Consider the following 13,822-nt stretch of genomic DNA (forward strand, 5'->3'; position numbering starts at 1 on the left):
AAAGTTTTTAGGAAAAGGACCCACTCCAAGAGTAAGTCCTTTTCAAATTAATTATTGATATAATTCTCTTACAGGTTTTAATACTGTTTGGTTAATATCATCAATCATCTGTCCTACGTGTTTTTCAGCTTCTAATAGGTTTGTGATCGTCTCGTTTTCACCAATTTTACCAGAAATTTCTTGAGCTTGTTGAGCTTCTTCTTCTGATATTTCTTCGCCACTCATTTGTTTTTGTTGAATCGTTTGTTGAACTTCTCTGAACTCGTTGAAAACTCGATTTGCTTCTTCATCTTCTTTTACAGCTTTAAAAGCCGCATCCAATTTTTGAAACTCCTCAGTTTTTATTAAGTCTTGTTCTAATTGATTAGCCGTGTCATAAATATTTACGGACATACTATCATCCCTTCATTTTCCGTTCTTTAAACGAACGTTTTTTCTTTCTTTATAAGTGTAGCATGAATATAAAATAGATTCCAGAAAAGAATCTTTTTGCTTTACCTAGTCATTTTTTGATCTGTTTCTGAATTGTTCAAATAGTTCACTTGTTTTGTTTTTGAATAGTGACGCGCCTTCTTTGATCATTTCACCGGCATCATCTATTCCACCTGTAAACTGGTCGAAGATCGAAGGTTCTTCTTCCTGATATCCTTCGCCCGCCTCTTCCACTAAAAATGTGGATTGCTCGGTATTAGGAAGTATCCCTTCCAGCTGAGCTTTCAGTACCATCCCGATGCCTTGTGAGCTGTATGTCGTCAATGAATTATCATTAACATCGAATCCAGTCCAGCTCGCCACAACGATATCTGGTGTATAGCCTACTATCCACTGGTCTGTAGCACCGACCCCATTTTCTGATTGAGTCGTGCCTGTTTTACCAGCCACTTTATATCCATTTGGTTGATTATTTCTAGCCGTACCCGATTCAAAGACACTGAGCAGCATACTATTCATCTGATTTGATACATCTGAAGATAGCACCCTTTCTGAATTAACCTCTGTATTGTCTACAATGATAGCTCCTGTTGCATCCACTATTTTTGTAATGAAATGCGGATCCGCTTTTAGACCGTCATTCGGAAAAACGCTGTAAGCACTAGCAATTTGTAATGGTGATACACCTGTTTTCATTCCACCAAGAGAGATAGCTCCTAATTCTCTCTCGTCATCGGCTACTTTTATACCAAATCTTTCGAGTTTTTTTATCCCTTTATCGATACCTATTTCATTCAGCAGCCATGCTGTCGGTGCATTCAAACTATCAGATAAAGCCTCATACATGGGTACTTCCCCCTGATAAGTTCCTGACAGATTGGTCGGATTGTAGTTTGTCTCGCCATAAGTTAGTTCTTCATCCACTAACATGGAATAAGGGCTGTACCCTTCTTCTAATGCCGGTGCATATACACCTAATGGTTTTATCACCGATCCGGGTTGTCTTCTACTTTGTGTGGCTCTGTTCAGCCCTCTGAAAGTATAGTCTCCTCTACCACCGACGACCGCTGTTACACCACCTGTTTTTGGATTCAAAGCCACAGAGGCACTTTGCGCTAACGTGCCGTCTTCAGCTGATTCAAACAAATCGTTATTTTTGTAAACTGCATCCATCTGCTGCTGATGGATCTGATTTAGCGACGTATAAACGGTATAACCATTATTCAGCAGATCTTCTTCTTCTATACCATATCGGTTTTTCGCTTCCCTGGTCACTGCATCAAAGTAGTAAGGATAACGATAACCGTCTTCTCGGTCATAGCGATCCACTAAAGTTAAACTGGATTCTTGATAGGCAGTCTTTTCTTCAGTTGAAATCACTTCAGTGTCTTCCATCAATCTCAACACTACGTTTCTTCGCTCTATCGATCGTTCATAATCGTCCAGCGGGTTATAATGACTTGGTGCCTTTAACATAGCAGCAATAGTCGCTGCTTCTGGCACAGTAATTTCTTGAGCCGACTTACCGAAGTATTTTGCTGCTGCGTCTTCCACGCCCCAGACACCATTTCCGAAGTATGCATTATTCAAGTACATTTCTAAAATTTGATTTTTACTGTAATTTTTCTCGATCTCTATAGCCAGGAATAGTTCTTTCAGTTTCCTCATGATTGTCTGATCCGCTGACAGATAGGCATTTTTAGCCAATTGTTGCGTAATGGTACTTCCCCCGCCAACAATTTGTCCTCTGTTGATGACATACCCGACCACCGCCCTACCCAAGCCAATGGGATCGAATCCTCTATGCGAATGAAATCGCTGGTCTTCGGTCGCTATTACGGCATCTGCTATATTCTCAGACATGGCGCCGATTTCTATAAATGTCCCTTTTTGAGCATACAAAGTACCCGCTTCTTCTCCATTGTCATCAATAATAAAGGTAGATTGTGCCAAACCGGCATGTAATGAATTAACATTCGCCGATTTAGCTAGTATCGCTAAATAAACACTAAAACCGAGAGAAATAATCAACATAAAAAGAATCAGAATTTTCGTTAAATGATGTTTTTTCCATTTTCTTTTTAAAATGATGAAAAACCGCTTAAGCCTCGGAGTACTGTATTTAATTATTCGATCGATATAAAGTTTTAAATTTTCTTTTATTTTATATTTTGTCATGTTTATCCCTCTATATGCTTTTATCTGATTCATTTAATCTCAGGTTATCATATCCACCAAATTAGTCTATACGACTTAAGAAGGATTAATTGAGAACACAGATTTAAACAATTGCTTTCAATTCATTTAAAATAGCTTCTATTTCTTTCATATCTTTGGCGTGTGCGCCGCTCGCTAGCGGATGACCTCCGCCACCGTGATTAGATGCAATAGTGTTGATGACCGGTCCTTTTGATCTCAAGCGACATCTGTAGGTACCTTCTGGTTGTTCCACAAATACAGCCCAAACTTTCACGCCCGCTATTTTCCCAAGAAAAGGTACAACCGGATGTGTATCGCTGTCTTGCACTCCCAATGTTTTCAAAATTTCCTGCGTCAGTATAATATGTCCGATACCATCTTCGGATAACTCGAAATTTTCCAAAGCATACCCCATCATTTTACTTGTGGTTGGTTCAATTTCGTTCATCTTGTCATTCAATTCAGTATGCGAAAAATCAAACGCCATCAGTTCGCCGGCGACTTTCATTGTGTATGGCGATGTGCCGTCGTAGAGGAATCGGTTAGTATCTCCGACAATGCCTCCGTAAAGAAGACGTGCCGCTTTACTTGTCATAGTAATCTCATCTGGGAAAGTCAACCATAAATCGGCAACCATTTCACTGCAACTGCTCGCTTCAGTATTGATCCATTCGACTTCCCCATAAGAATCATCAAGTGGGTGATGATCTATTTTGATCCACTGCTTTGCCATACGGTAATTATCTCCATCAATACGTTTAATATTAGCTGTATCCGTAACAATGACTAAAGCATCATCATATAAATCTTTTTCTACATAATCCATCGTATCTAAATATTCTAAATCATCAACAGAGGCTCCCTCAACAAGAACTGTTTTTTCAGGAAACGTGGCTTTGATCATTTCTTTGAGTCCACACTGGGAACCGATAGCGTCTGGGTCCGGTCTCACATGTCGGTGAATGATAATGGTATCAAACTTTTTAATAATGTCCCAAACGGCTCTTTTCATTTCATAATCTTCTAGATTCTCAGATTCCAATTGCATACTTACGATCTCCTTCTTCGTGCTATTTTTTTTGAATAAGCTGACATACAACGAGTGCTTTCGCCGCTAAAATTTTCTCTGAATAAATTTGAACATCTAACCTGGCTGAACGTCTGTTTTCATCAAAGACAACAGGTTTTATCGTTAATGAATTATCCAAGTGTATCATATTGAAATAGTGTAAATTCATTTGTTCAACGACTAAATTTTTCTTTTTTAATTTTGACAAGTAATTATACACCGATTCCGTTATGACTTCGCTCAGCACGCCGAAAGAAATTGTCCCCATACTGTCTGTTGACTGAGGTGTCACTTGAAACGTGTATCCTTCGTCATCGGACTCTTTTATCATTTGATTGATCTGGTCAGATATGGTGTCGCCTGATTGAGGCTGCTTTTGTACAGATTGCATAGCTTTCATGATATCCTGCCGTGATATGATGCCAATAAGAGTCATATCGTCTGAAACGACAGGCATAACCTCCAAGCCATCCCAGATCATTGTATGGGCAATCGAAGCAACACTCATGTGTTTTTTTGCATAAGCGGGATTTTTCGTCATCACTTTTTCAATAGAAACAGTATCATCTTTTCCTACGACGTCCTTAGCGGTTACTATCCCCACTAATCTTTTATCTGACAAAATCACAGGAAATCTCGAATGAGTACTTTTTTGATTTAACATGCGATACGTAAAAACAGTATCTTCTTTTTTCAAAAAAAAGGTTTGTTCAATTGGATTATATATATTCTGTACACGCAAGATTTCTTTTTTTATCAACTGATCTGTCATGGCTCGGTTAATCATTGTGCCAACTGTAAACGTGTCATACGAGGTGCTGATCAAGGGTAACTCTTTCTGATCAGCTAATTCAATGACATTAAGGCTGGGTTTAAAGCCGCCTGTTATAAGTACGCCTGCTCCATGATTTAATGAGAGCTCCTGAGCTTTTTCTCTATTCCCTATAATCATGAGCGATTCTTCAGAAATATACCTAAGCATGGCTTCTTCTGTCATTGCTCCAATAACAAATTTAGCTAAAGTCTTTTTCAGTCCCGTAGCCCCCCCATGAACCTCTCCATCAATAACCTTTACTATCTCTTCATAGGTTAAATTTTCGATATTATCCATATTTTTCGATTCGATTCTTATCGTTCCGACACGTTCGATCGTGGAAACCAATCCCTTGTTATCTGCTTCTTTAATTGCCCGGTATGCCGTCCCTTCACTAACATGTAACTCTTTAGCTATCAATCTTACGGATAATTTTTCACCCACCGGTAAAGATTCAATAAACGTTAATATCTGTTCATGTTTTGTTTTCATCTGGATCGGTATTCCTTTCTTCAGGAAATTTATTCCATAAAGGTAATGGAATATTTTCAAAAACAATCGAGTCTAAGCCGGTTACAGTTATGCCTAAAAGACGCACGCTTAAATCCAGACTTTCTTCTTCCCAAATAGATACGGCAACACGAAATAACTCTTCTTCATCTTCGATATAATTTGGAAAGGTTCGCCGTCTCGTTACAGTTTGAAAATCTTCATAACGAATCTTCAATACCACTGTTTTACCATGTTTCTGTTTCTTGTTTAAGTTTTTCATTACTTTACCAGCCAACTGTCTTAAGGCTTGGATGATTTCATTTTCAACTGATAAATCACGAGGAAAAGTCGATTCTTTGCCAATTGATTTAGGTTCCCGGTCACTTCTTACTTCGCTATCATCGATTCCTCTGACCTTTCTATATAGAGAATGGCCCATTTTACCAAAATGCTTGACCAACTCCAACTCTTCTTTGTCGTATAGATCTTGGCCATTATAAATATCCATGGCATGCATCTTCTCAACAGACTTTTTCCCTACCCCATGATACTTTTCGATCGGGAGATGAATGAGAAAAGCATGCGCTTTTTCGGGAGGGATGACGGTAATACCATTGGGTTTATTGTAATCTGAAGCTAATTTTGCAAGAAATTTATTATAAGACACCCCTGCCGAGCAGGTTAGATCTAATTCTTTAAAAACATCTTTCCTTATTCTCTCAGCTATAAGTGTAGCACTTTTTTGATTGATATGATTATCAGTTACATCCAAATAAGCTTCATCCAAAGACAACGGTTGTATTTTGTTTGTATAACGAAGAAAAATTTGATGCATCTTACTTGATGCTTCTCTGTATGATTCGAAATTTGGAGGAACAAATAAGCCTTTTGGACACAACTCAAACGCTTTCTGTGCACTCATCGCTGAATGGACACCAAATTTTCTAGCTTCGTAATTCGCTGTTGTTACGACCCCTCTACCTCCGGTGTCTCTTGGATGTCTCGCAATAATCACTGGTTTATTTTTTAAGGAAGGGTTATCTCTGATTTCAACAGAAGCATAAAAGGCGTCCATATCGATATGAATTATTTTACGTGATGTATCCTTTTTAGGTTCATCAAATGTTAAAATTCCGTACCGCATAACACCCCTCCTCACCTTAATTCTTAATCCTATTATACTAAAAATCACTATAAATAACGAATCCGTAAAAATAAATTCGAAAGATTCTAAACACAAGAAAAAACAAGTAGATGGTTTATACCCACTCTACTTGTTCCTGCTTTATTCTTATCCTAATATGTCATCTAGTTCCATCTCGTCAAGAGATGATACATTATAGACCTGAGCTTTAAGCGAAGCAAAATTGAAATAATCATTGGAATTTATAGACATAATGTCATTCACTTCCTGATAATATCTTTCTGGTTTATGGTGTTTCCACATAAAATCAATACAATATTCCCACAAATCGTCAAGACTCACTTGATTATATCCATGCTTTCTAAATTCATTCAATTTCTTTTTCAACCAAACATCGTATAGATAAAAACCATTGGATGTAACGTCCAAGAAATTACCTCCTTAACTCGATAGATAAGGGAGTTGAAAAAAGTGCCCTGTATCTATTCGTGATCAACGGTTTCTTCCGGAGTATTTATTCCCAACTCTTCACTTTGATTTGCCGTTACTGTGTCTGCTTTAGTCACAATTCTTGATATCGCACGGCGTTCGAAGGTTAAGTAAATGCCCTCACAGTCAATAACTACAGTATTATTAATTTCGACTACTTCATCTACGACACCATGTAAGCCACCAATTGTGACGATTGAATCACCTTTTTTTAGTGAACTTAACATGTTTTGCGTTTCTTTTGCTTTCTTTTGCTGTGGTCTTATCATTAAAACATACATTAGCCCCATAATAACTATAAAGGGAAGCATAGCTCCAATTAATTCCATTTAAACATTCCTCCATTTTTTTATTAATTTTCATTCTGTCAGTAATTAAACTGCATACATATTAATCACTAGGATTAATGTGTCGTTGTTAACCTTAGCAAATTTCTCATCAAATTGCTAGAGTTATTATTAATCTTTAAAAGTTTTTTGCATCGGGTTTGTTGTATCCGTACTCTTCAAAGAAGTTCTCTTTAAATTCAAGCAAGTTATCTTCTCTGATTGCTTGGCGGACATTTTTCATTAAATTGATTAAGAAATAAAGATTATGGTAACTTGTTAACCTTAAACCAAATGTCTCGTTGGATTTTATCAGATGTCTCAAATAAGCTCTGGAATAATTACGACATGTGTAGCAATCACACTTTTCATCGAGTGGTCTGAAATCTCTAGCAAAGGCTGCGTTTTTGAGGACTAAACGACCTTTACTCGTCATTGTTGTCCCGTTTCGTGCAATACGAGTAGGTAAAACACAATCAAATATATCCACCCCTCGCATGACACCTTCAATCAGAGCGTCCGGAGTCCCCACGCCCATTAGATAACGTGGTTTGTTTTCCGGAAGCAAGGGTGTAGTGAAATCAAGCACACGGTACATTTCTGATTTCGGTTCACCGACAGAAAGTCCGCCAATGGAATAACCGGCAAAATCTAAGCTTGTTAAATCTTTTGCCGATTGTCTTCTCAAATCTTCAAAACCGGCTCCCTGAACAATACCGAATAACCCTTGTGTATTGGGTTTTTTATGCGCTTCGAGTCCTCTTTCGGCCCATCTTGATGTGCGTTCCACTGATTTTTTTACGTAATCGTAACTTTCATCATAAGGTGGACACTCGTCAAAGCTCATCATAATATCTGGACCTAATTGGTTTTGGACATTGATTGCTTTTTCAGGTGATAAAAAGAGCTTTGATCCATCTAAATGACTTCTAAAATGGACGCCTTCTTCTTTAATATCACGCAAATCAGAAAGTGAGAACACTTGGAACCCGCCTGAATCGGTTAAAATTCCTTTATCCCAATTCATGAATTTGTGAAGTCCCCCTGCCTCTTCAATAATATCTGCCCCAGGTCGTAACCAGAGATGATACGTATTACTTAAAATAATTCCTGCACCCATGGCTTCTAACTCTTCTGGGGCTATTGTTTTTACAGTAGCCAATGTACCCACGGGCATAAACATAGGTGTCTCAAACGTGCCGTGAGGCGTTGTTATCGTTCCAAGACGCGCCCCCGTGTGTTTTTCTTTCTTTTCCAATTTATATGTGACAGGCTGATCGCTCATTATATTTACTCCTAATCTTTTTTTGCTTTTCTATTTTACAAACATTGCATCACCGAAACTGAAGAATCGATATTTTTCTTCAACAGCGTGCTTGTATGCATTCAAAACGAATTCTCTTCCGGCAAAGGCACTCACCAGCATGATCAATGTTGATTTAGGTAAATGGAAGTTGGTCAAGAACGCATCCACTACACTGAATTCATATCCCGGGGATATAAAGATGTCTGTCCATCCACTGGTCGCTTTTAACAATCCGTCATTCGCCTTGCCGATTGTTTCTAACGTGCGAATTGAAGTTGTTCCGACGGCAATTATTCGCCCACCATTCTTTCGGGTCTCATTCAACTCTGTCGCCGATTCTTCAGATAACTGGTAAAATTCGGCATGCATCTCATGTTCATCTATATTTTCGACACTTACAGGACGAAATGTTCCTAGGCCAACATGTAATGTTAGAAAAACGAGTTTGACACCTTTAGCTTTTATTTTTTCGAGTATTTCTTCGGTAAAATGTAAGCCAGCGGTCGGTGCTGCTGCAGATCCATTTTCTTTGGCATATACCGTCTGATATCGCTCCTGGTTCTCCAGACGTTCTTTGATATAAGGAGGTAAAGGCATCTCTCCTAGAGATTCTAGCGTCTCTAAAAAGATCCCCTCGTATGAGAATTCAACCATTCTTCCACCATGTTCTAATTCGTCGACAACGGTCGCTTTAAGTCTTCCATCACCAAAAGTGATCACTGTTCCAGTTTTGGCTTTCTTTGCCGGTTTCATTAACGTTTCCCAAGTATCTTCTTCAGTATTTTTTAGCAGTAACACTTCGATGTGAGCATTCGTTTCTTCTTTGGTTCCATGAAGACGCGCCGGCAGCACTCGCGAATTGTTTACGACCAAGGCGTCTCCCGGTTGCAATTCATCTATAATGCTCTCAAATTGTTTGTCTTCAATTCTCTCAGTATCACTAGTTAAAACCATCATTCTTGAAGAAGAACGGTTCTCCAGTGGTGTCTGAGCTATCAATTCTTCTGGTAATTGAAAGTCGAAATCTTTTGTTGATAAGGTCATCTTGTGGCTCCTTTTTTTCATTTATTGATCGGTCATCAGATGGTTCAATTCAAAGTGATTATATGCTTTCGGGGTTGCCATTCGTCCCCTTGACGTCCGTTGTATAAAACCTTCTTGAAGTAAAAAAGGTTCAACCATGTCTTCAATTGTAGCCATTTCTTCACCAATATTGGCTGAAAGAGTATTTAAACCTACTGGGCCGCCGTTATAAAGTTTAATCAGTGTATTCAATAATTTCTGGTCCAAGATATCTAAGCCTTCATGATCCACCCTAAGTAAATCCAGGGCTAAAGAAGCGATTGTTTCTGTCACGATCCCTTCCCCTTTTACTTCAGCATAATCACGGACACGCTTCAATAGGCGATTAGCAATTCGGGGTGTGCCTCTTGAGCGACGCGCAATTTCAAAGGCACCATGCAGATTGATTTCCGTCTTCAAGACCTCTGCTGACCGCAATACGATATCTTTCAATTCATCTTTATTGTAATACTCCATGTGGGCAAGGATACCAAATCGATCTCTTAAAGGGGCTGACAGTGTCCCGGCTCTCGTCGTTGCTCCAATCAGCGTGAAAGGTGGCAAGGGGAAATGAACCGGATGAGCCGTTTCTCCCTGGCCAATAATAATATCTACATAAAAATCCTCCATTGCAGAATACAACATTTCTTCTGCTATACGAGGCATCCGATGTATTTCATCAATGAACAAAATCCCGCCTGGTTCTAAATCGTTGAGCAACGCAACTAAGTCTCCGGGTTTCTCTATGGCTGGGCCACTTGTCGTTCTTATATTCGCGTCCATTTCATTAGAGATAACCATTGCCATAGTTGTCTTACCCAACCCTGGAGGACCATAGAGAAGAACATGGTCTAAAGCTTCTTCTCTCAATTTAGCTGCTTGAATATATATAGATAATTCTTTTTTTATTTTTTCCTGACCCAGATAATCTACCAGTCGTTGAGGCCTAAGTGTTTTTTCTAATGAATGTTCGTTTTCATCTAAAACTTGTTCAGAAGTGACGTGTTGATTTTCTTCCATATCTTTCTCCTTTTACGCTTTTGAGATAAATCTACTTTTTCATCAATTTGCTGAGAGCTTCTCTTATATATGCATCAGTCGTCAGATCAGCCTGTTGATTCATCTTTTTTTGTATTTTCTGTATGTCACGACTTGAATAACCTAGCACCAACAAGGCTTCCATAGCTTCCTCAAACGAAGAATTGATTTTGCCGTAATGACCAGATTGATTAAATGATTCTCTCTGTGCTGATTCGGTTATATCGAATTCTGACAACTTCCCTTTTAAATCTAAAACAATTTGAGCTGCTGTTTTTTTCCCAACTCCAGGAAATTTAGTCAGATAAGTTGAATTATTATCCTCGATGGCTTGCACAAAACCCTGATGGTCTTCATTTGCTAATATGGCTAGGGCCGACTTTGGACCGATTCCAGAAACATTGATCAATTTCAGGAACAAGTTCTTTTCTTGTAAGGTCACAAACCCAAAGAGATTCATGGCATCCTGTTTGACATCATGATAAATATAAATAGTGTCTTCGTTGTGCAGCTTATCAGAATAACGGAAAGGATTTCCCATAAGTATCTTATACCCAATATTATTTGCTTCCAGCACAATATAACCTGGATAGATGTGTTTAATCATTCCTTTTATGTATTCGAACATTTATTTCCCTCATTCCACTTGTAGTCAATCTATAATATTATAACATAAAAACACCTGTTCATTAAATATGCCTCTGAACAGATGTTTTACTTTTTCTATTGTAGCAGCTTATTCAAATTCCGCTGTATATTCCTCATAACCTTTTTCTTTTAATTGTGATTTAGGAATAAATTTTAGCGCTGCAGAATTGATGCAGTAGCGTAATCCACCCTTATCTTCAGGACCATCTGTAAAAACATGACCCAAATGGGAGTCCGCTTCTTTACTTCTGACTTCCGTTCTGTGCATTCCGAATTTAGAGTCTGTTTTTTCTTTGATTGTTTGCTTTGTTATCGGTTTAGTAAACGATGGCCAGCCACATCCCGCATCATACTTATCTTTCGAAGAAAATAGCGGTTCACCACTCACAACATCAACGAAAATCCCTTCTTCAAAGAACCGGTCATACTCGCCAGTACCCGGACGTTCAGTTGCATTCTTCTGAGTCACTTTATATTGTATAGGCGTGAGTTCTTTCTTTAATTTTTCTTTATCTTTATATTCTGACATAATTGGTCTCCTTTTTTTAAATAGATTACCTAAGGCCTCTTTGGCTTTACCCACCTCAGTGTTCTGATCAATAGATTTACTTGAAACATTTGAAGGATTTCATTTAGCAACCATATCAAATAAAAGTGGCACTAGCATAGACAAAACTGATTTGATTTGTCCATTCTAATTGCTTTAGACTCTAAATTGTTTTGATTGCCTAATAAATTCATGATTATTGAAACAATACCCATCAACCCTTCCCTCTGTCCAAAATGTTGAGATAAGTGTTTCTCCATTTTATTGTAAGGGAATATTCTCTTGAATTGCAATTATTAGCGCTTATATTGATGCTTTCTGTTAAGAAAAAAGACTCTCAAATCAATGAGAATCTTGTATCCGCTTGAACATTTTTTCCATATCATTGGTAGTGAAATTAACCATCACGGGTCTTCCGTGAGGACAATTATAAGGATTCTTTGTCACTCTTAATTGCCTTAACAGCTCTCTTGCTTCATCGTTCGATAAGTGATGATTCGCTTTTATCGATCGTTTACAACTCATCATGATGGCTGTCGCTTCTCGAAATTTATTGACGGAGAGTGAGGCTTTCTCTAAAAAGAAGTCGATCATTTCTTTTATTGTATCTTCTTCTTGCCCGGGCAGCATCCAAGTAGGGTGTTGTCTCACTATAAAGCTATTTTGGCCAAACTCTTCCAGTAAAACTGAAGCTTCTGCTAACTTCTCTTTATTATTCTTAATGACTAAAGCTTCATTTGAAGGGTATTCAACTATGATTGGGATAAGCAGCTCTTGCAACTCTGTTCCGTTTTGATCAATATTTGCTCTGTAATACTCATACTTGATGCGCTCCTGGGCAGCATGTTGATCAATAACATACAGTCCTTCTTCGTTTTGAGCGAACAAATAAGTGCCATGCATTTGTCCGATGTATTCCAATTCAGGAAATTGCTTTGTCTGCTCTACTGTATTACTAACTTTCTCAACTGTTTTCAGAATAGGTTCTTCGTGAATCATAGCATTTTGTTCTGAAGTGACTCTGTTTCTCTCTTCTACAGAGCCAGCTGCTTCTGCCTGATGAGTTGAGCCAGTATCTTCATAGATATAAGCATTGCTCGGCTTGGGTTTGTCCCACCCACCTAGAGGAGCTCTCGATGCTGATTCTTGATTATCTTCTTTCGGGTTGCCGTCAAAAGTTAGACGTGTCTGTTCGTCTTTCGGATACCTTATAGAGCCATTATTTTTCTTATTTAAATTATCTAACGCACTTGGAATCCTCACTTCTTGATTCATCCTGTTGTTAATTGCAGAACCAATGAGTTGGCCTAATTCTTTCTCATTACTTATCCGTATTTGCTGCTTCGTTGGATGCACATTGACATCTAAAAGTAACGGATCGATTTTTACATTAATGACGGCTATAGGATACCTGCCGATCATGATTTTTGATCCGAATCCGTCTGCAATCGCTTTATTCAAGGTGAAATTTTTAATATATCTGCCGTTAATAATTACCGTAAGGTATTTATTATTGGCACGGGTCACTTCAGGTAAAGAAACATAACCCGATACGTCAAAGTCAAAAGAAGTCTCTTTGATTTCACACATCTTCTTTGCAATACTAACGCCGTAGACACCTGCAATTGCTTGTTTTTGGTCACTATTACCTGCTGTCTTTATCATAGTATTCCCATCTGAAACTAGTTTAAATGAAATTTCAGGATGAGCTAATGCCAGCCGGTTGACTGTGTCATTAATGTGAGCCAATTCTGTCTGCAGTGTTTTTATATACTTCAGTCGAGCAGGTGTATTATAAAACAATTCCTCAACCTTTATATTGACTCCTTTTCGTGAAGAAGCTGCACGTTGTTCCATAATTTTCCCGCCATGCAATTCGATATGCACACCCGGTTTTGCTGCTTCAGCTGTTTCTAAAGTGATTTTTGATACAGAGGCTATACTCGGCAATGCTTCTCCTCTAAAGCCTAACGTTCGAATCCTGAACAGGTCTTCGTCTGCAATCAGCTTCGAGGTCGCATGTCTTTCAAAAGCCGAAGGAACTTCAGCTGCAGGTATGCCTTCTCCGTCATCAATGACTTGAATACTTTTGATTCCTGCTTCTTCTACAAAGACTTCGATACGCGTGCTGTTGGCATCGATAGCATTCTCCAGCAGTTCCTTGACAACGGATGCGGGGCGTTCAATGACTTCCCCGGCTGCTATTTGATTGGCTAACGTCGTTGACATAATTTGGATTTTAGTTGTCATTTAACT

The 13,822-nt window shown here is 38.5% G+C and carries 13 protein-coding genes; all 13 read right to left on the reverse strand.

The window, feature by feature from the left end; translation table 11 throughout:
- Positions 1-51 precede the first annotated feature (51 nt).
- On the reverse strand, positions 52-393 hold the full coding sequence (locus ACO1PF_RS02140) for a YlbF family regulator (RefSeq protein ID WP_423189732.1): 342 nt from the start codon (positions 391-393) through the stop codon (positions 52-54).
- A 105-nt stretch (positions 394-498) separates the two neighbouring features.
- Positions 499-2,610, reverse strand: coding sequence for a PBP1A family penicillin-binding protein (locus ACO1PF_RS02145; protein ID WP_423189733.1), 2,112 nt, complete (start codon positions 2,608-2,610; stop codon positions 499-501).
- A gap of 103 nt (positions 2,611-2,713) precedes the next feature.
- Positions 2,714-3,679, reverse strand: coding sequence for a DHH family phosphoesterase (locus ACO1PF_RS02150; protein ID WP_423189734.1), 966 nt, complete (start codon positions 3,677-3,679; stop codon positions 2,714-2,716).
- Between the two features lie 22 nt (positions 3,680-3,701).
- Positions 3,702-5,006: a DRTGG domain-containing protein gene (locus tag ACO1PF_RS02155; RefSeq protein ID WP_423189735.1), complete on the reverse strand. Its 1,305-nt coding sequence runs from the start codon at positions 5,004-5,006 to the stop codon at positions 3,702-3,704.
- Entirely contained in the window at positions 4,990-6,150 is a 1,161-nt protein-coding gene (gene dinB, locus ACO1PF_RS02160) for a DNA polymerase IV (protein ID WP_423189736.1), read from the reverse strand. Before dinB ends, ACO1PF_RS02155 begins: the two co-directional genes overlap by 17 nt.
- 147 nt (positions 6,151-6,297) lie before the next feature.
- On the reverse strand, positions 6,298-6,579 hold the full coding sequence (locus ACO1PF_RS02165; protein WP_423189737.1) for a post-transcriptional regulator: 282 nt from the start codon (positions 6,577-6,579) through the stop codon (positions 6,298-6,300).
- Between the two features lie 53 nt (positions 6,580-6,632).
- Positions 6,633-6,968: a preprotein translocase subunit YajC gene (yajC, locus tag ACO1PF_RS02170; protein WP_423189738.1), complete on the reverse strand. Its 336-nt coding sequence runs from the start codon at positions 6,966-6,968 to the stop codon at positions 6,633-6,635.
- Between the two features lie 136 nt (positions 6,969-7,104).
- Positions 7,105-8,250 (reverse strand): tRNA guanosine(34) transglycosylase Tgt, encoded by a 1,146-nt coding sequence (tgt, locus tag ACO1PF_RS02175; protein ID WP_423189739.1) that lies wholly within the window; start codon positions 8,248-8,250, stop codon positions 7,105-7,107.
- 30 nt (positions 8,251-8,280) lie between these two features.
- The gene (gene queA / locus ACO1PF_RS02180; RefSeq protein ID WP_423189740.1) at positions 8,281-9,315 is read right to left on the reverse strand and encodes a tRNA preQ1(34) S-adenosylmethionine ribosyltransferase-isomerase QueA; all 1,035 of its coding nucleotides are present in this window, start codon (positions 9,313-9,315) and stop codon (positions 8,281-8,283) included.
- Positions 9,316-9,336: 21 nt separating this feature from the next.
- Positions 9,337-10,353: a Holliday junction branch migration DNA helicase RuvB gene (ruvB, locus tag ACO1PF_RS02185; protein ID WP_423189741.1), complete on the reverse strand. Its 1,017-nt coding sequence runs from the start codon at positions 10,351-10,353 to the stop codon at positions 9,337-9,339.
- A 31-nt stretch (positions 10,354-10,384) separates the two neighbouring features.
- Positions 10,385-10,999: a Holliday junction branch migration protein RuvA gene (gene ruvA / locus ACO1PF_RS02190; RefSeq protein WP_423189742.1), complete on the reverse strand. Its 615-nt coding sequence runs from the start codon at positions 10,997-10,999 to the stop codon at positions 10,385-10,387.
- Between the two features lie 108 nt (positions 11,000-11,107).
- Entirely contained in the window at positions 11,108-11,548 is a 441-nt protein-coding gene (msrB, locus tag ACO1PF_RS02195) for a peptide-methionine (R)-S-oxide reductase MsrB (protein WP_423189743.1), read from the reverse strand.
- Positions 11,549-11,908: 360 nt separating this feature from the next.
- On the reverse strand, positions 11,909-13,816 hold the full coding sequence (gene mutL, locus ACO1PF_RS02200) for a DNA mismatch repair endonuclease MutL (RefSeq protein ID WP_423189744.1): 1,908 nt from the start codon (positions 13,814-13,816) through the stop codon (positions 11,909-11,911).
- Positions 13,817-13,822: the final 6 nt, after the last annotated feature.

The organism is Alkalibacterium sp. f15, assembly GCF_049389645.1.
GTDB lineage: Bacteria > Bacillota > Bacilli > Lactobacillales > Carnobacteriaceae_A > Alkalibacterium.